Here is an 18,417-nt window from a genome sequence, read left to right as displayed (position 1 = left end):
GACATTTGGCCAACCCCATCACGCGATACCACGCAACGCGAGAGCCTGCTCGACGATGTAAATGTCGCCGGGGTTGTTGACCTCCCAGAGACCACCAGCTGGCTCGCTGATCTCTACCATTCGCATCGGGATGCGTTCATCCAGAAAACGAAGTTGCTCCAGTCCCTCGGCTGCTTCGAGCGGAGCGGGGGGCAGGGCTGCATAGTGTAAGAGCGCACGGCGGCGATAGGCATACAGGCCAAGGTGGAGAAAAATCGGACATTCAACGCTACCGCCGCCATAAGGCAGCAGCCGCTTGGAGAAGTATAACGCATCTCCAGCCCCATCCGTGACGACGGTCGTGCCGCCAATGCGGCCTGCTGCTTCGTCTGCGCGCAGCCGGGTCACCGTGTCAGAGCCACATCGCGTCATGGCGGTGGCGACCATGACAGTGGGGTCAGTGCTCATTTCTGAAATGAGGGCAGCGATGGCGCTAGGTGGCGTGAGGGGCGCATCTCCCTGCAGGTTGACGATGACGTCGGCGTCAACGGCACCATCCTCAATCGCTGCAGCGCAGCGCTCAGTGCCATTCAAACACAGAGAGGACGTGATGGTTGAACGGGCTCCAGCTGAGCGGGCAGCGTCCGCAATCCGGGAGTCGTCGGTTGCTACAACGACCTCAATTGTAGGGCAGACGGCCAAGGCAGCATTGACAGTGCGCTCCAACAGCGATCGTTCAGTCCCAGAGGCTCCCTTAAGCTGCGCAAACGGCTTTCCCGGAAACCGCGAGGATTCATAGCGGGCAGGGATGACGATGGTAACGCGCATATCAACCGATCTCGAGACGGAGCAGATCATGGATGTGAACGAGACCGATAATCCGCCGCTCATCCTCGGCATCCATCACTAACAGTGACGTGATGCGGGCGTCTGAGAGCATCTCCAGCGCGTCTCGCGCTAGCATGCCTCCGAAAAGCACATGGGGATTACGTGTCATGACATCGCGTGCGACTGCTCCTCGGAGCGAATGAGCATGCCGCCTGAGATCTCCGTCGGTAATGACGCCCTCAAGATGTCCTTTTTCATCGACAACTGCGGCGACGCCAAAACCACCTTCGTTCATTGTGGCGACGACGGTCTGCATGCAAACGTCGGTTGCCACGATGGGCAATTGCTCTCCCCGATGCATAAAGCTTTCTACCGTCACAAGGTCGAGACCAAGCCGGCCTCCGGGATGAAAGCTATGCAACGTTGCGGCTGTAACGCCCTTCAACCGCATCAGAGTAATCGCGAGTGCATCACCCAGAGCGAGCATCATCGTTGTGGATGTCGTCGGAGAGCTCTGGTGAGGACAAGCCTCCGCCTTGTTGGGGAGAAACAGGCAAGTCTCGGCCGCTTCGGCAAGGCGCGAACCGCGGGCCGACGTAATCGCAACAATCGGAATATTCATATGATCCGCGCGCAAGAGGATCGTACCCAATTCGCGAGTGCTGCCGGAATTGGAAAGGATCAGAAGCGTATCGGCTTCGTGCAATGCGCCCAGGTCGCCATGCACCGCCTCGCTTGCGTGGAGGAAGATCGCTGGGGAGCCGGTGGCGGAAAGCGTCGCAGCGATCTTTCGCGCGATATGGCCGGATTTACCAAGCCCGCAGACACAGATACGTCCCTTGGTCTGCTGAAGTGTCGCGATGGCGTGGCCGAAGGACTGGTCGAGCTCGTTTCCCAAGGCCCAGAGCGCTTCCGCCTCCGTTGCGATGACGTTTCGGCCCAGCGCCACGAGCCGTTCCGGGCCTGAAGAGTAGGCTAGGCTGGGGAACGACGTGCAATCAGACATGGATGCTGTTCCTTCGGCAACTTTGCCGTTCACGCCTATCCGGGGGGCTGCAAGCCAACAATTACGGCTTTCCGCAGTTTTGGACGGCCGCCGTCTTCGAAAGTGCCTTCAGCGACATTTCGCAATTCACGACGAGGCGGCTTCATTCCCCTGGTGAGACCAGTGGCCTGCAATCATCTCGCGAGGCCGTTCCTGAAGGAAAATAGGCCGATATTGCTGCGATTGCCGGGCGTGGGCACGAGGATTCCGCGAGAACGGACTCAATTGGCAGCAAAAAGTTTCTACGGCCATTGCCAGAATGACCGGCTCAAAGTGTCTAACGAGGTATGGTTGCATCATTTGTTTGCAGAAATGTGACTCCCGTTCCGTGCGTAAAGGCAAGGACGCCTGTGTGTCAGTGTGGTTCGCGACCGCCTGGGCCGCATACCATGGCATTGGCCATGGACGAGCGACCCCGGCTTTGGATTCACGCGCGCGGCCGGATTGAGGAGTCCCGTTCCAGCAAGGAGGAATCCTGTGTTTATTGGACCTCACCTGCGCGACATTCTCTCACAGATTCTCAAGGCGACGTCATTCGATTCACTTTGCGAAAGCCTGGCTCGCGGTGCGAAGCAAATGGGCTTCGATCATGTGGCGCTGGTTCAGCACGGGAATCTGCCGCGCCTCGCCGAACGTGCCTTGGTGGTGACGAACTACCCTGCCGAATTCATAAACTCCTACATCGAGAATCATCACTATGTGTTCGATCCCGTCTACGAAGTCAGCGAGCTGCTTGATCGACCTTTTTCGTGGGATGAAATACCAGCGATAGTTTCCCTACGCGAACCGCAACTGGCGCTCTTCGGAGCGGCGCGGGTCCATGGTCTTTCGCATGGCGTGACGGTGCCTCTGCATGTTCCGGGAGAACCGCGCGCGTCCTGTACCTTCGCAGCCTCCCGGGTCGTTGAGGCAACACCCGACCTTCTGGCTGCACTTCATGTCATCGCTTCTTTCGGGTTCAACATGGCCCTGCGCCTGTATCAGCCCGCACGGCGGAATGCTGGCCCCAAGCTCACCCGTCGGGAGGCTGAATGCACGACACTCGTCGCGCTCGGCAAGACCGATTGGGAAATCGGCAAGATCCTTGGTCTTGGTGGAGCCACGGTCAAATATTTCATATCGGTCGCTATGCAACGTTACGGCGTTTATAAACGGTCGGCTCTCGTCGCCCGAGCCTTAATGGATGGGCAGATACTAAGAGAAGTGAACGACAGCGAATAACCTCACGGCGACGATTAGCAGGTTCGACAATCGCGAGGTGCCGCCCGACCGTCTTAGAGCGATTGCTTTGCCTCTTCGCAGAGGGGTTTGGTTGAGGAAGCGTAGCGCGAGGAGGGGGAGGGGGTATCGGCGCTGCCGGCAGCCTCATCGCTGAGCGATCTATTTGCCAGTGATGTTGACGCCAATGCGCTCCGCCAGCTTGATGATGTCTGCGTAGGTCGCTGCGTCGTTGACGATATCCACCGCCGATGCGTGTGCAGATAGCGGGGCCGTCCCGGTCCGGTCACCGAACAGCATGATGGCCAGCGATCGATCGTCCTGGCGCGATACCCAGCACAGACCCTGCACATCAGGGCATTGCGCGTGGATCGCCTCTGCCCATTTGCGGGTTTGGGGATAGACGTCTTTTTCGGTTTCAATCAGCTCACCGCGCTTGATCCCGAGATTTCGCAAAGCCGTGCTGCTGAGATCGACGAGTAGCAGATCGGTCGTCGCGAGCACTTGGGAATAATGGTGCCCCCTGAGCTTGCGCTTCGCGAGAGACTTGAGCCCGGGCGCGAAGGGTACGTCATGAAAGACGGATTCCATCCCCGCGCAGTCGAAGGTTTCGCCGCCATAGATGGTCGGGATCGAATTGCCCTTGGCATCGCAGATGGGGCTGAAGCGCGCATTACCATCCGGCCCCGGATTGAACTCCTCTCCCCGAAAACGGTCCTGATGAATGCGGTGGATCAGCCGCGTCTTTGGCCAGGTGGTCGTGCAGATGAGCTTGGCGAGATCGGTAGGAGGCGTCGGGATGATGACGCCCGTGCTTGCCGCGGTTGGAATCACCGGCGCTGGAGCGAGCGGGGCAGGGCTAGGCGTCGGGGTGATGGTGCCCTTTTTCCTAACCATGCAGGACGCCGTCGATCTCGTCTTGAGCGGCTGCCAGCACGCGATCAGGATCACTCTTAAGCATATCCATTGGCCGGACGCCGCCCAGGAAGCTGTTCACCGAAGCGAACCAGATAGCGATGTCCCAGTCCTCGAGATCGTTTCCGAAACGCTTGAGAATGGGCGCGAGTCCCTTCAGCGGACGGTATCTGGCGTCGGCGTCAAGCGCATATCCAGGATAATAGTCATTCCCCTGCTGGCGGACGGCGAAAATCTTTCCATCGCGCTTCCACTTGTTGGGCTGGGCACTGGCGTTCTGGCCACTGAATCCCGCAAGTTCGGAGAGCTGCGCGGCGGTTAGCCACTCGGCCGACATGAGCACCTCTGTCCGTGCCTCGGCGTTCATTCTGGCCTCTGCGACAAGATGCTGTGGAGGCGGAACTTGCGGAACGAGCGCGTCGACGAGTTTGTCGAGCGTTTCCTGATCACGGCGGGCAAGACGCGCGAGAATGAGCGGGGTGATAAGAGTGACGGCCTGAGCGAGCGCCTGCCGAAGCTTCGGAGTTCCATGCTCCAGCGCCAGCGCGACGACTTGATCGTCGTCGGCCGACCGAAGCTTCTTGCGAACCTCGGCTGCCGTGCCGGATAGAGTCTCGAACGCAACAGCGCCTGGCTCATCGGGATAAATCGTTGCCATGAATCGATCCAATCGGATATGTCGGATACGGATATAGCGTAATATCCTAAATAATCAATATCGGCCACCCACCTCGTCTGTTGCAGGGGCAGAGGTTGTCGATCGGAATCGCACTGGTGGCCGAAGCGGCCATGACCGAGGTCGAGGCGCAACAGCGAAACTTGGGCAATGCCATGTCTCTGAAAACATAGCCTGGACTGAGAGCTTTCCGGACTGTCTTGCTGGACGCAACGAAAGCGGCTCCCAACGGATCGCATGGGACAATGTAGGCTTGGTGGTTTTATGCGCCTGGAGCTTGCCAATTTTCGTTTTTCGCGTGTCCCTATGATAGAGGGGGCGCGTGCGTTCCTTCCGTTGGATGGAGGGAATTCCGAAGTGTCGCTGGGATCTAGACTGAAAAACCGCATTCTAAAGCGGTTGCTTGATCTGGTGACAGACGATGCTCAGCCGAATCTCAATGCGCTCAACGATATTGTGAAGAACGTCCGCATACTCGAACTGAATATGAAGGCGTTCGGCTATGATCTAGGCCGGAAAATGGCTGCGGCATTGCCCGTTAACGCCGAAACGCAAGCTCACTTCGTTGGCCTTGATTCGAAAGCATCGACGCAAAGCGACATTGAAAGCCAGTGGGTTGCCCATTGGGCGGCACAACTCAAAACGGCCATCGTCTATCACCGAAAGCTCTGGGAACTGACGTATGTTCTCCAAGCGATCTATGAGAACGGCCACATGACGAGCGGGAAGCGCGGACTCGGCTTTGGCTGCGGCGCGGAACCGATACCTAGCTATCTGGCCGCACAGGGTGTTCAGGTCACAGCGAGCGATGAGGCAGCCGCCAGCGCGGAGGCTGCCGGTTGGGCCAGCAGCAACCAACATCTCGGTTCTTCGCCAATCCCGTTTCAATCGCACCTGATCGACAAGGAGACGTTCGAACAGTTTGTCTCCATTCGAACAGTGGATATGAATAATATTCCAGGCGATCTTCGAGGTTATGATTTTTGCTGGTCGATTTGTGCACTTGAGCATCTTGGGTCTATAGATGCCGGGTTGCGCTTCATTGAAAATTCGCTCGATACTTTATCGCCGGGTGGATTGGCTATCCATACGCTCGAAATGAACGTCGAGAATGATGGGCCGACAATAGATAACTGGCTGACAGTGCTTTATCAAAAAAAGCATATCGAGAAATTCGCCAGACATATGGCGGAAAAGGGCCACGAAGTTGCGCCACTAAATTTCGACTTTGGCGAACACCCGATGGATCAGTTTATTGATCTACCGCCGTGGCACTATGATCCTAAAACCGATCATGCCAAGAAATTAGGCGATCCCATCCATTTAAAGATCGCAATAGATGGATTTATAAGCACTTCATTTGGGATAATTATCAGAAAGTCGGCGAATGGAAATTTAACGGATTAATGGGAATAGGAGGTCTCAATGAGAAACTACTTTATTCCGCTAGCGGCCGTATTGCTTTCAATACTAAATTTTTCGTCCGCTCATGCTCAAGCACACCCCGAGCTATACGACTATCTAACGCAGGATGTTTGCTTGAATTCGTCTGGCGCAGTTGTCGCGGGCGATCCTGCGACATGCCCGAACCGGCGCAACATCGGCCTTTACGAAAACTCGCCCTATATTGTTACAGACTTCGATAGCGTTACGGGGGCAACGTATTCGGCCACAAACTCATTCCCTGTTCTGGGAACCGATGGCTACACCCGAATCATGGTTTCGAAGAACCTTCAGGGAGGGTTTAACTCGAACTTCCAATTCAGCTTTTCCGAAGCCCGTGACGGTTACGACTTGATTGACGTGACATTCACTACCAGCGCGTCCTTCATCCGCACATCGGATGGCGGCTGCTACGATCAGATTTGGTCAAGATCAGCGAGCTATTCCACGCCGGGCGCCCGTGCGGGCGGTTGGAGATTGTTCCCCCTTCCTTCGGCACCGAGTTCATGGCCGCAAACAAATTCGGCTACCCATGCCACATACCATATTCAACTTACCCCCAATCGCCCTGGTTGCGTGAGTGGAAGCTCAATAGGCCGAACCTATTGGAATGCACCTGCTCAATATCAATTTGAGACGGGAAAGCTGCTCACTGCGATTCGGTCCGATCACTTTGCGGCCGAAAATCTGTCCCAGCAGAACAACGCGCTGGAACGCTACTACTTCACCAAAGAGTATGGCTACACCCGTTGGGAGGCGTGGATTCCTCGCAGTCGTTGCTATCAGGAGCGCGGGACTACGGCTCCGATCTGCCATCCTGAATCGACAAACTACCCCTTGCAGTCCCGTTGCAAGGTCATGAACGTCTCTTCCACAGGCCATCCCGGCCTTGATAGGTGGGGCAATCAGGATTGGGTCAGGGTCGATTGCCGCGACCAGACCAACTACGTTGCGCTGAACACGCCGCAGATCATGCTCGATACCGTCATGGCGCAGACCAATGGTGTCGTTGATATCAACTTCCATCAGCTCAATGAGAGCCTTGCAACCTACGCCGCGCCGGGGACGACGCTGCTTTCCAATCAGTCCATTATGTCACCGGATGGGCGGTTCACATTCAGAGCGCAATCAGACTTTAACGTGGTCCAATACATGAATGCCACGCCGCTATGGGCATCGAACACGGCCGGCGCGAGCGTCATGGGGCGGCTGGCTTTTCAGACGGACGGCAATCTCGTTCTCTACAACAACGTCAATGTTCCCTATTGGTCGAGCGCATCGCCCGGTTTTCCGAATGCGGCTCTCTACGTGAAGAACGATGGAAACGTCGTGATGCTCTCCAATAGGGCGCGCGGGGCGCTTCTATGGAGCACAAACACATGCTGTCATTAATCGTCAGTGTTCGGCATGCATGTGTATCTGATGCCGCCGGTCCGGAGGTGAAGGTTAGATGCTGATGTCCGGCTATGCACGACTGGCCAGACCAGCGAAGAAGTTAGGTCAGGGTTCGATGCCATATTTGCCGCTGATTACTACACTGATCGGCCCGTTAGTCGGGATATGGCTGGGCGTCGTCCTGACCGAACGAAAGACCTATCGCGAACGGGCGTGGGAACTGAAAGCCCGTGCCTATTCCGCGATATTCGAAGCGCTGGAAAAGATGCGCCGATCCTATGAACGTTCTTACAATGCAGAAGTCAGGGGCCGGGAGCGTGACGAGGCGGAGGAAGAAGCGGACAATCACGAGTTCCGCTCGACGAGGGACCAGCTTTTCATCCTGATCGCCAGCGAGAGCTGGATTCTGCCCGATGAGGTGAGCCACCAGATCACGAGCCTCGAAAAGCAGCTATCGATTCGGCACGATAGCTATTTTGAAGACGTTGATGATGGACGTATCGCCGTTCGCGATACCGCTGCAAGGTTGAGGCATTTTGCACGCCGCGACATGGCGACCCTGCCTCGATCCTGGCGCCCACGGCTCTTCTCGAGGGAAGGAAGGGGCGATCAGGCCACGCTGCCTGGGAAGCATTCGTAGATCATGCGCCTCTATCACTTTGTCCCTGCCGAACACGGCATCTCCAACATCGAGCGCCGGCGCTTGAAGATCGCGACGTTCGATCAACTCAACGATCCGTTCGAGCTATTGGCTGTGGCATCCAGGACCGCGGATGAGCGTGCCGCCTTTCGTCACGCTAAGGCACAGATGGCGGAGCGAGCAGGTCTGCTCTGCTTCAGTCGCAAGTGGCATAATCCGGTTCAATGGTCGCATTATGCGGGGAAGCATTCCGGGCTTTGCCTTGGCTTCGATGTAGCCGACGATATCGTCAAGCCGGTTCAGTATCAAGCGAAGCGCGTGCCCTTTGACCCCGCGATCCTGGACGATGAGGAAAAGGGGCTAGCTTTCATGCTGGAGCTGTCCTGCATCAAGTTTACGCATTGGAAATATGAGGACGAGGTCCGCGCTTTCGTTGGACTTGAGGATATGGACCGGGAGAGCGGAAAATATTTTGCTGAATTTTCTCCCAAGCTTGCGTTGCGCGAGGTGATTGTGGGCGCAGCCTGCACAGTGACGCGAGTTGAGTTGGCGCGCGCGCTGGGCGATCTTGCTGGAGAAGTACGGCAACGCAAGGCGCGGCTTGCCTTCAGATCCTTCCGAGTGGTGACGCAGCAGAAGAAGGATTATTGGTCCTGAACGGTGTCGACCATGCGCCCGCACGCGGCGAACGCATGGTGATGCCAGTGAGGTTCCTCCGCATTTTGAAAAGGGGGTGCAACGTACTCCTTCAAGGTGTACATATCTTGACCAACAGCATCATTTCGCGTACTAATTGAAATTGTACGAATGGAGGTGGCGATGCCCCGGGCTGTGGTGGAAGACAACAAGCGCATGAGCCTGCGCATCCGACCGGAGCAAAAGGCTTTGCTCGCCCGGGCGGCTGCGCTCAATCATACTGATTTGACCACCTTTGTTACGCGATCGGCTCTTCGTGTCGCCGAAAGCGTGATCGAAGAGGCCGAGCGGACGAAGCTAAGCGAGAGAGACAGCCTGCTCGTGCTTGATCTGCTCGACAACCCACCTCCGGCGAATGCGAAATTACGCGCGGCCATCGCCGCGATGCCAAAGCGAGCATGATGCTTCCTTCGTGGCATGAGGAAGCGATCTCGAAAGCCCATGACCGAGCCTTGTTCGACTGCGGCGATGAGGAACTGAACACCTTCCTGCAACGCTATGCGCGGCAAAGCCACGAGGCCGGAGGAGCCAAGACCTTCCTGGCGATCGATGACTCCGACAACAGAACGGTTCTTGGCTTCTACAGCATCGCGCCCGGCAGCATGAACTATGCCGATACACCTGAGTTGGTTAAGCGTGGCCTCGCAAGGCATGAAGTGCCCGGCTTTCGGCTCGCACGGCTTGCGACGGACATTCGCCAGCAGGGACAGGGGCTCGGCGGGCAACTCCTGGGGGCGATCGGCCGTAGGTGCATTCGCGTCGCCGCTGAAGTCGGTGGGGTCATGCTCATCATCGATGCAAAGAGTGAGCGTGCCGCTGCCTGGTATGCAAGTTACGGTGCGGTCCCTCTGCAAGATAAACCACTGACGCTCGTCTTGCCGTTTACGACGCTGGAAAGCGAATTGAGAAACGTAGGCCAATTATAGTTAGAGAAACCACATTACGAGATGCGCGCGAGAACTTCGCTTATCTCGATGAACATAAGGCAGTTGACTACAAGTTCGATTCACACAACTGAGCCAGAATCGAACCTCACGCTTGAGGTGCTCTCCGTATCTGTTCGCGAAGGATGGAACACCGCCACATTTTCTGCTACAGTCCAATTCTGAGGACAAGTTTGATGAATGCTGCCATCAACATCGACGAAAATGGGGTGAAGTTGCCGCAGCAAAAGCTGGCGGATTGGCTCTGGCACCCTTGGTATGCCAAAATTTGGTGGGCAACGATCCCCGTCTGGTGGGCGGGTATGGCCGCATCGACGAGGTTTCTGTCGCTGGCAGCTTTCTACGAAAGCGCGCTGGCGGGCTTTCTGAACATTCTGTTCTTTCCGATGACAGCACTCATGGTGCTGGGCGTTGGCTATGCGCAGCACTTGCTGGGCAGGCGACCCATTTCCGGCGATGGAAATGGGGCCGAGCTGCTCAATGTCGATTTGGATCCGTTTGGCGATGAGGTCGACGGTCGAAAATTTGGGCACCCGCATCCGTCGGTAGACATGTACCATCCGCGATCGGGAGGGCTGTATATCGGCAGTCCAGAAAGCCTACAGCATCCGGATCGTCACTAACGCTTCTTGAAGCTATCGTCGCCGTCACCTGGGCTCCCGTCAATATCGGTCGAGAACCGGCCAGACTTCAGGATAGAATTCTGCTCGATCGATGTGAGTGGACCGGTCACATCAAAAGTGGCGCGCCCTGCGTCGGCATCGTGAAGATAGCGGTTTCGCATACCAGTTGGCCCCAGGATACGATCAGACAATTCCCGCGAGAAGGCTTCTTCCGGGCGGCCGGACCGGGCAGCGGCCCGCTCGGCGGCGGCTATGGCGTTGCGAACATCGTGATTCACTACATCTAGGGACGATCTTGCAGTCTCATTCGTGACCCCCACATCGTGGCTTGTAAATCCTACATTCGCGCCGACACGGCCGTTAGTTGTATGGGCCTGTTGTGTTACCGGTCCTTGTGGAGCTTTCTGCCCCTTCTGAGGCACTCCACCTCTACCGCCGGTCGTTTCCGATTCCGTTTCCGAATTGGAAATGCCACCGCCCAGCTCAAGCCCAACATTGGTCCCCATTGTGGTCTGATCCTGTGCAGATCGGGTGAGCCCGCGCTGCCATCCAGTTTGTGCGATGATGGACTGCACATCCCGTGTGAGCGTGTCCGCTACCTGTGGATTGAGCCGCCAGTTGCCGTGCCGGTCCATCTCGAACCCGCCACGCAGCCAGTTCTGCATCATCGCCTGGCCCTGTTCGCCGCCGCCCAGGAAATGCTCAATGGTGTCAGGGCCTGCTTGCTTCCCCGCCTCGAACCGCGTGCTGGTATCGCTGCGCCCGGATTGCTGGAACCCGACCGAGCTGGAAACCAGCACATCATTCTCGGCGAAGCTGAACCGCGCGCGTCCGCCATTGGCAATGGCGCCTAGTTGGCTTTCGTTGATGAGGCCACCGCGCCACATCTGTGCGGCAGTTTCCGGCGTCAGGTTGAGGCTTAGGTCGCCATTCTGTGCCATGGCGATTTCACGCTTCGACATGGTAACGCCATGCTCGCCAAGCAGCTGCTGCATGCGGGTGAGCCGCTCATTCTCGACGATACGGGTCAACCGCTCGTTGCGCGCACGATCCGCAATGCCGGCCGCGCCACCCTCGGCCATATCCGTCTGATTGCCGACGCCCTGGCTCAATGTGCGAACGAAGCTATCTAGACGTGCCGCTTGGCGTACCGACATGCCCGCCGCGGCAGCGCCCTCCGCAAAGCCGGCATTGTCGGCCTGCCGACGCTGCTCACCGATGCGGGCGGCTGAACGTGTGCCGTCATGGCCGACCTCGCGCTGTGCGTCGAGCTTGCCCGAGCGTTCAGCGAAATCGTAGCCGGCAGCCTCGCGCGTGCGGCCATAGACGCTGGTGCCTTCACGGCCTGCCTCGGCCGTTGCGCCGTCGGCGGTGCCGACCTGCACGGCGGCGTTGTATGTCTCCAATGCGCGCAGCACCTGGGCCTCATTCCGGCCGGTGGCGCGGGAGAGTTGGGTAATGGCGGAGGAGCGGGCTTCGCCGGAGAGGGCGTTGATAAAGGCGATGCGGCGGGAGGTCTCCTGAACGGGGAGGCCGAGCATAGATGAGGCGTTGCGCTGCCCTTCGTTGCTCCCGGTCCTGTGGGCCTGCTCGGTTGCGACGTTCCGCCGCTCGATCGGTGTCACATTGTCACCTGCGAAGTCTCTCCGGCCTTCCATCGCTCCAACCTGGACCTGCGCACCGGTCAGGTCGTTGCGCAGCATCTGTTCCTGGTCATAGGTATTGGCGATGAGCTTGGCGAAGGTTGGATCGGCCGACGCCTGGGCGATCACCGTCGACGCCTTGAGCGCGGCATCCTTCTGGTCGTAACCATTGCGCTCGAAGTGCCGCTGCGCGCCCTGCATCATCATGTCGTAGGACCGTTGATCCCCGAACGCCCGCCACTGGACCATCTTCTGCGCGAAGGCGGCAAAGGCGCGTTCGCCGGACTGGCCCTCGCCAAAATAGCCGGTGCCCAGATTTCGGAGCGCGTCTTTCTCGGCAAAATTATGGATCGCCGATGTCGTGGCGTTGTCGCGCACTGCGCGCACGGTCGCGGGGTCGGAAAGGCTCCGCCCGGTGAGGGCAGGGGAGAGGCCGCCCATTTCGCGTGCCGCATCGAGTCCGCCTAGCCCGAATGCCGCCGTTCCGGATGCGCCTCCCCCGTGCTCGCCGATCACCCTGCTTGCCGCCCCGAAGGCCCGGTTTGCGCCGAAATTGGACCGCTCGCCAAAGTCGCCAAAGCTTGATGTCGCGCTGCGCCGGGCCATTGTGCCGGCCGCATTCGACTGCGCCTCGAGAGCGCCGGCATAGCCTTCGCTCGTTGTGAGGGGCGCGGCGGCGGCAGTGCCCTGGCCCTGGACTCCGAGGGCGCCGCTGGTGAAAGCCGTGAACACATTGCCCGAGAACCGGAACACCGTGAACACGAAGGCGCCAGCAAGTCCGGCCGCGGCTGTACGGAAAGACCCAAATATCGCGAGGGCCTTCATTGCCGAAGACGGCGCCAGCATCCAGGCGTTCGCCGCGACATTGTTGGCGCGCATCTCAGCCAGCACGTCGGTCGCGCGACCCAGGGTCAGCTGATAGATCCCGGCGTCGATCACGCCCCAAAGTGCGACGAAGACAAACAGGCCGAGGGCAAAACTCGCGACGCGCAGGTTGATCGGCGTCAGGATGAACAGCAGCGCCACCGGCATCATGAAGAGCATGATCCCGAACACTGTGGCGCGGATCGTCGGCATCCACTCGTTGGCCGTCGACATTGTGGCGAGCCCGGACGAGACTACGGCGCGGTTGGCCATGACGCGGGCGGCCGTGGCTGGACTGTCCTCAAACAGAACGTCGCCTATTGTGCTGCCAAGCATTACGCTGGTCAGGAATTGCTGAAGCGAAGCCGGGTTATCCATCATCATCCCGCCGAGCTCGCCAATATTGGCCCGGCATCGCTGAAGCTGAGCAGCATTGGCGATGTCATAGCCGGTGCGGGTGCAGACCTGTGCGACATAATTATCGAACAGCGCCGGTTCGGACAGCCGCGTAGAGATATGCTCCCATGCCTCGTTGCAACTCACCGTCGTTCCCGCCTTATCCGAGGACGTGAAAACGGTGCTGAACGTCGCTGGACCCGCCATCGCCGCGAAGGCTGCGGGGAGGTCCGTTGTCGTGCGAAAGAGCTGATCGTCATCGACGCCGTAGGCGGGCGACACCCGCGCCACCGGATAGCATTGACGCACATAGTCCTTGATCGTCGAATCCAGGAATACATCGGTCATCGGACCGCGTGGGCTCGCAGCGTTCAGGAACAGATCGAAACTATGCCCGCCCGCGCCGAATTCCAGCTTGGCATGGGGGTCCGTCGTGTTGTCGTCGATGACCTCGGCCAGCGCACGCTCCATCATGTTGGTCATGCCAGCAACGAGAACAATCAGATTCGGGACGTCGCCAACAGGTTGGTAGGCATTGCGCACCCGGTCATAGATATGAACCGTGCCGGTGGTGGCGACGAGCCCGACGAAAAGCCCAACTCCGATCAGCATCTGGAACCCGAAGGCCACGATGCCCATGCCAGAACCTTTGACGCTTGCGAGCAGCGCGCCCAGGGCAATGCCAACCACTGCGACGATCAGCACCAGTGTTTCATATCTCGGGTCGCCGAAGATCATGGAGACGAGGCGGAAGGCGTCCACAGTCTCGGCAAAACCGTCATACGTGTGGAAGCTGGTGTCGATCGCCAGCGCAGGTGTTGCCGTAAACGACAGTGTGAGCAGGGCGGTCAGGACCGACAGGGCACGAAGGATGCGTTTCATGGGGCTGATCCCGATCAGCGGTTGCGGTTGGCGGCAGCGCCGGCGGCATCGCGGGCGTCTCGGTCGCGCTGGCGAACGACCCCGGCATAGTTGGCTGAAAGGTTCGCCTGATTGAGGGCAGCCATATAGGACTGACGCATCTGTGCGCGCTGGCGCAGCACTTCGTCCCGCAGGTCGCGCAACTGCTCGATGCCCTTGGTCAAGATGCGCGTCTGGCACACCTTGGCGTTACCCGCATCGCTCGCGCCCGCCACGCTCACACCGCGCTCCGCGTTCGACACGGCAAAGTCGATCGACCGGGTAAGGTCGTTGAGCATCTGATAGGCGAGCGTCAGCGCGACAAGTTCATCGGTGTCGCCGATCACACTGTCGACGACGCCCTGACGCACGCCCCATTCCAGCAGACGATAGATCGGCAATGTCTTCACGTTGGCGACGAACTGCCGTTCATCGGCCGTCAGCGCGCTGCGGGTCCGGATCTTTGTAGCGATTGAATCCATCCGCGAGCGGGCGAGGATCAGCGCGCCTTTGCCGGCTCCATCGACTGAGCAATCGGCAGCGGTCGGCGGGATCGCAAGCGTCCGGGACTGGACCTTGCCGGTCAGGAAATCATCGACGCTCTCGGTATCCTGGCGCGGACAGGCGGGAATGGCTGAGAAAATCGGCACCTTGTCGGCCGGGTCCCAGCGCATGTAGACGTCGCCGACCCTGGCACGCATCACGCCCGCCCAGTCGGACGCGCCGACGCGTGCGGAAGCATGGGCGAGGAGAGAGCCCGTCTTGAAGATCTCGGTGACCTCCGCTGGACAATTTTCGAGCGCGTCCTTCAAATCTTCGGTTGGGCTATTGGCGTTCGCCTGAATTTTCTCGCGGCTGTGCTGATAGCTTTTGGAGAAGCCTTCCTTGACCGACTTGTAGCCCGTCATCTCCTCGATGATGCCCGACATGTTGTCGTCGCCCTTGGCGATCTGGACCATGCGGTTGGCGAGCCGGCAATCGTTGACCTGGATCGAGTTCAGGAAATTGGTCGCCGCCTCCATCTTCGAGATGATGTTGCCCATCTTCTCGTCGAGCGTTTCCAGCAGATACTGGAACGCCACGGCGGGCGCGGCCTGCAGGATGCTCTCGAGCTTCTGAACGAGATAGTCCGGGTCCAGAAACGACATACCGCCCAGGAACATATCGATGCCGCCGCAGCCCGCCTTAACCTTGGGCAGCGTAACGCTCATCAAGTAATCGTTGTGAACATCAACCCGGCCCGACATGCCACCCGCGGTCACGTAGCCCCTGGTTTGGTCTTCGAAACTGCCGGGACTGGTATAGGTCACATTGTCGAACCAGCTCTCCGCCCAGCCTTGAGCTTGGGCTGGCGTAGAGAGAGCAGCGAGGGCAACAAACGGCAGGGTGCGTACGCTCAGACGGCGCAGGGTGGCCATGGCAGGCAGCTTTCGATGGATGGAGCGAGGAAGCTGTCCCCCATGTCAGTTCCTCGCCCGGTTTGCGGATGGGCGCGTGGGAGCACCCACGATCCCGGTGAACTTCGACATGCCGCGTACGCCGACTGCGGGCTTCACACCTGTCAGCATCTTGGCGGCCAAATAGAGATTTCGCGCCAGATTGGGCGCATGATCGGTGCCGATCGCTATTGGGATGATGCGCCCCTGGTCGGCGATCGGCCGAACCCAGGCGACCGGATGGCCGACCCAGGGCAGACCGAGCCGCCCGGAACGCACCATTGCCTCCTGTGCGCCGATCGTGCGGACCTGCCAGCGGTAGCTGACCCCGAGCGCGCCGAGCCTGGTCCAGAGATCCGCGCAGGGAATGCAGCCGGGCGCCGTGCTCATCTCGATGATGAAGGTGGGGGCCTGACCTTTGAGCGTCTCGGCAAAATCAGGCGGCCAGTCGCGCGTGACCGGCACACGGGCAAGCCATTCGCGCATCTCGCTTTGGGTGGCGACCGGGTGAATTGCCGCGCGCATTGCTTGCTCACGGGTTGGGGCCTGCGCGTTGGCAGGCACGCTCACCACATTCAGGGAAGTAAGCGCCAGAACGGTGAGGGAGCGCATCACGGCCGCGGCTCCGCACGAACATCAACCAGGTCGCCGCCCAATGCACGGGGATCGGTAGCCGAGACCGGCCCATTGGCGAGGGCGTCAAAGAATCCGTCTTCCTCGCCAGCGCCGGTCATGAACTGCTCGGGGCGGATGTCTCCGGCGAGCAGCCGCACCGCCTGATAGGCCATCTGGATGAGGTTCGGGTACGCCTCGACTCCGCTGGCGATCACCATGCGCTGCTGGCTGTTCCGGCGAATGATCATCGTGGTTGGCGTCACCTCGACCCCGAACCGCTGCGCCAGCTCGGGCTTGCGATCGATATCCTGCAAGGATACCTGCCAGCCCATCTCCTCCTGGAAACGCTGGACAATCGGCCATTGGACTCGGCAATATCCGCAGGTCGAGCGCGAGAACATGACGAGCGCGAACTCGTTGGCGCGGGAGCGCAGATATTGGCGACGGACCTGGTCCTTTTGCGCCGATAGTTGGTCGCGTGCATCGCCGACCATGGGATTGGCTGACTTGGCGTTGAGTTCTGGATGCTGGAGCATGGCGATCTGGGTGACACCGGCAAAGGCGCGGGCCTTACGCCGGGCGAAGTCCTGCAACCGCCAGAAGTCGGCGACCGCATCGATGGTGAGCACCGTCGCGGCATAATCGCGCTGCTCCTCGATCAGCTTTCGAATCTTCGGCGGCGTCCATGTCGCCAGCTCCGCCATCGGGGGGATGGCCGGCTTGACCAGCGCGTCGGGATCGTCGGGCTCCTCGATCGGTTTGGGCGGCGCCTGATACCACCAATAGCCGGTGCGGCGCTCGTCGCGCTGCTGCGCTTGCGCGGCGGGACCCGAGACCATGGCGATCGCGGCGAGGCTGAGCGCGAGCCGCTTCACAGCAGCTTCTCCATCCGGCGCAGGCGATCGATCTCGACCGGGCCATAATAGCGGCTGTCGAACCCGCTGACATGCGAGGAGCCGACGAAGATGGTGCCGGGCAGGATTTGCCCATTGTCGGGCTGCCAGTGATCCAATTCCTGCCCATTGTGACCATAGGGCTTGCTCACGCCCAGCAGGCGCTCGTTGCAATAATACCAGCCATCCCATTTACCGGGCGTCATCGAGGGCTTCTCGATCAGCGAGATCCGGTCCCCGGGCAGGCAGAGCGCATATTTGGTGACCGTGACCGGCTTGGGACCGGCGAGCGGGTGCGACAGGGTGAACGAGACGAGATCGCCGCGCGCGATCGGCCCCGCCGCTTTGCGGATCAGATAAGCCTCAACCGAAGGACTCATGACGATCGTCACCTGGGGCAACGCCCAGAACGTCAAAAGCCCGATGGGCAGGACGATGCCAAAGGCCTTCCAAAGCTGTTCCGGGCGCGGTGGCTGGCCAAGTCCCGAACTGCCAAGCGCTACCGCTGCCTTGAGCGGTAGTATCTTGAGCTCGGCCCATCCGGCTTTAGCGGCCCTGTAGGCGAGCCTGAGCATCGCGCACCTCCTTTTTGCCGCCGAGGCGGGCATATTCTTCGAGCAATCCGGAAAGCGCCGCGTCGCCATAGACGATGTGCGCGGCACGCGGGCTGTCCTCCTCCCGCTCGCAATAGGGGAGCGCCGGATCGCCCGGCACCATCGCGAGCGCGGGCACGCGGGCGACCCCATGCTGGCGGAAGATCAGCGGATCGACGATGAGTTGTACGTTGCGCATCGTGCAGGCCGGGCCTTCGCAGCCGGGATCGAGCCGCAGGATCTCGGCCGACAGCTTCGCCATCGGCGCGACCCTGGTGAGACCACCCGGCATGCCCCGGAAGGCGAGGATGCCGCGGGCCTTCTCAAGCTGCGCGACATAGGTGCGCAGCGTCGTCACCGGCATCGAGGACGAAACGAACAGCACCGGCACCCAGCCTTGCGCCGATACCGGCTTCGTCACCCCGGCGACGGCGTCCATGTCGGGCGCCTCCAGCCCGAGCGCCTGGCCGAGCCGCCGCGCCATCGCTTCGCGCTCGGTTGCCATCGCGTCCTTGCCCTGGTCGAGCGCGGTGCGAGCGCGTGCGTCCATCTCTGTGTCTTGAACACGACCGCGTAGACCGTCGAACGCGCGGCGGCGCATCTCTTCGGTTGGCGTGGGCAGTGACGACGGCCCGCTGGCCTCTGCTTGCTTCTTCCGCGCAGCCGCGGCGCGTT

The 18,417-nt window shown here is 59.8% G+C and carries 18 protein-coding genes; 8 read left to right on the top strand and 10 right to left on the bottom strand.

What is annotated here, in order from left to right; translation table 11 throughout:
• Positions 1-18: 18 nt before the first annotated feature.
• On the bottom strand, positions 19-807 hold the full coding sequence (locus DFR49_RS02320; RefSeq protein WP_080604517.1) for a 3-deoxy-manno-octulosonate cytidylyltransferase: 789 nt from the start codon (positions 805-807) through the stop codon (positions 19-21).
• Between the two features lies 1 nt (position 808).
• On the bottom strand, positions 809-1,813 hold the full coding sequence (locus tag DFR49_RS02315; protein WP_004211655.1) for a KpsF/GutQ family sugar-phosphate isomerase: 1,005 nt from the start codon (positions 1,811-1,813) through the stop codon (positions 809-811).
• 516 nt (positions 1,814-2,329) lie between these two features.
• On the opposite strand from DFR49_RS02315, the gene DFR49_RS02310 reads away from it, so the two are divergent.
• Entirely contained in the window at positions 2,330-3,073 is a 744-nt protein-coding gene (locus DFR49_RS02310) for a LuxR family transcriptional regulator (protein WP_004211656.1), read from the top strand.
• 159 nt (positions 3,074-3,232) lie between these two features.
• Here the strand turns inward: DFR49_RS02310 and DFR49_RS02305 are convergent, their stop codons facing one another.
• On the bottom strand, positions 3,233-4,021 hold the full coding sequence (locus DFR49_RS02305; RefSeq protein WP_245968203.1) for an RES family NAD+ phosphorylase: 789 nt from the start codon (positions 4,019-4,021) through the stop codon (positions 3,233-3,235).
• Positions 3,960-4,643, bottom strand: coding sequence for a hypothetical protein (locus DFR49_RS02300; RefSeq protein ID WP_051156925.1), 684 nt, complete (start codon positions 4,641-4,643; stop codon positions 3,960-3,962). Before DFR49_RS02300 ends, DFR49_RS02305 begins: the two co-directional genes overlap by 62 nt.
• A gap of 282 nt (positions 4,644-4,925) precedes the next feature.
• Between DFR49_RS02300 and DFR49_RS02295 the strand changes: the two genes are divergently transcribed.
• The 7 genes from DFR49_RS02295 (at position 4,926) to DFR49_RS02265 (ending at position 10,402) form a co-directional block, all read left to right on the top strand.
• On the top strand, positions 4,926-6,068 hold the full coding sequence (locus DFR49_RS02295) for a class I SAM-dependent methyltransferase (RefSeq protein WP_245968202.1): 1,143 nt from the start codon (positions 4,926-4,928) through the stop codon (positions 6,066-6,068).
• An 18-nt stretch (positions 6,069-6,086) separates the two neighbouring features.
• Positions 6,087-7,496, top strand: a complete 1,410-nt coding sequence (locus DFR49_RS02290; protein WP_004211662.1) for a hypothetical protein — start codon at positions 6,087-6,089, stop codon at positions 7,494-7,496.
• 58 nt (positions 7,497-7,554) lie between these two features.
• A complete protein-coding gene (locus tag DFR49_RS02285; protein WP_004211663.1) occupies positions 7,555-8,139 on the top strand; it encodes a hypothetical protein in 585 nt (194 codons plus the stop codon).
• Positions 8,140-8,142: 3 nt separating this feature from the next.
• Positions 8,143-8,796 (top strand): DUF2971 domain-containing protein, encoded by a 654-nt coding sequence (locus DFR49_RS02280; protein WP_004211664.1) that lies wholly within the window; start codon positions 8,143-8,145, stop codon positions 8,794-8,796.
• Between the two features lie 162 nt (positions 8,797-8,958).
• On the top strand, positions 8,959-9,237 hold the full coding sequence (locus DFR49_RS02275; RefSeq protein ID WP_004211665.1) for a type II toxin-antitoxin system TacA family antitoxin: 279 nt from the start codon (positions 8,959-8,961) through the stop codon (positions 9,235-9,237).
• Complete coding sequence (locus DFR49_RS02270) at positions 9,234-9,761, top strand: hypothetical protein (RefSeq protein ID WP_004211666.1); 528 nt, start codon at positions 9,234-9,236, stop codon at positions 9,759-9,761. The genes DFR49_RS02275 and DFR49_RS02270 overlap by 4 nt, the downstream gene beginning before the upstream one ends.
• A gap of 194 nt (positions 9,762-9,955) precedes the next feature.
• On the top strand, positions 9,956-10,402 hold the full coding sequence (locus tag DFR49_RS02265; protein WP_004211667.1) for a hypothetical protein: 447 nt from the start codon (positions 9,956-9,958) through the stop codon (positions 10,400-10,402).
• Here DFR49_RS02265 and DFR49_RS02260 read toward each other — a convergent pair.
• From DFR49_RS02260 to DFR49_RS02235, 6 genes are read right to left on the bottom strand one after another with little or no spacing between them, the layout of a single operon-like run.
• Positions 10,399-14,187, bottom strand: a complete 3,789-nt coding sequence (locus tag DFR49_RS02260; protein WP_004211669.1) for a conjugal transfer protein TraG N-terminal domain-containing protein — start codon at positions 14,185-14,187, stop codon at positions 10,399-10,401. The two genes, DFR49_RS02265 and DFR49_RS02260, sit on opposite strands and share 4 nt — an antisense overlap.
• A 14-nt stretch (positions 14,188-14,201) precedes the next feature.
• Positions 14,202-15,623 carry a conjugal transfer protein TraH gene (locus tag DFR49_RS02255; RefSeq protein WP_004211670.1) on the bottom strand — a complete coding sequence of 474 codons (1,422 nt, stop codon included), beginning with the start codon at positions 15,621-15,623 and terminating at the stop codon, positions 14,202-14,204.
• A 45-nt stretch (positions 15,624-15,668) separates the two neighbouring features.
• Positions 15,669-16,253 (bottom strand): hypothetical protein, encoded by a 585-nt coding sequence (locus tag DFR49_RS02250; protein ID WP_004211671.1) that lies wholly within the window; start codon positions 16,251-16,253, stop codon positions 15,669-15,671.
• Entirely contained in the window at positions 16,253-17,131 is an 879-nt protein-coding gene (locus tag DFR49_RS02245; RefSeq protein ID WP_004211672.1) for a conjugal transfer protein TraF, read from the bottom strand. Before DFR49_RS02245 ends, DFR49_RS02250 begins: the two co-directional genes overlap by 1 nt.
• Positions 17,128-17,724 carry a S26 family signal peptidase gene (locus DFR49_RS02240; protein WP_004211673.1) on the bottom strand — a complete coding sequence of 199 codons (597 nt, stop codon included), beginning with the start codon at positions 17,722-17,724 and terminating at the stop codon, positions 17,128-17,130. The genes DFR49_RS02245 and DFR49_RS02240 overlap by 4 nt, the downstream gene beginning before the upstream one ends.
• Complete coding sequence (locus DFR49_RS02235) at positions 17,696-18,292, bottom strand: type-F conjugative transfer system pilin assembly protein TrbC (RefSeq protein ID WP_342768458.1); 597 nt, start codon at positions 18,290-18,292, stop codon at positions 17,696-17,698. Before DFR49_RS02235 ends, DFR49_RS02240 begins: the two co-directional genes overlap by 29 nt.
• Between the last annotated feature and the right edge of the window lie 125 nt (positions 18,293-18,417).

The organism is Hephaestia caeni, from assembly GCF_003550065.1.
Taxonomy (GTDB): domain Bacteria; phylum Pseudomonadota; class Alphaproteobacteria; order Sphingomonadales; family Sphingomonadaceae; genus Sphingomonas; species Sphingomonas caeni_A.
Note: the sequence above shows the minus strand (reverse complement) of the source record. Positions and strands in the feature narration are given on the sequence as shown.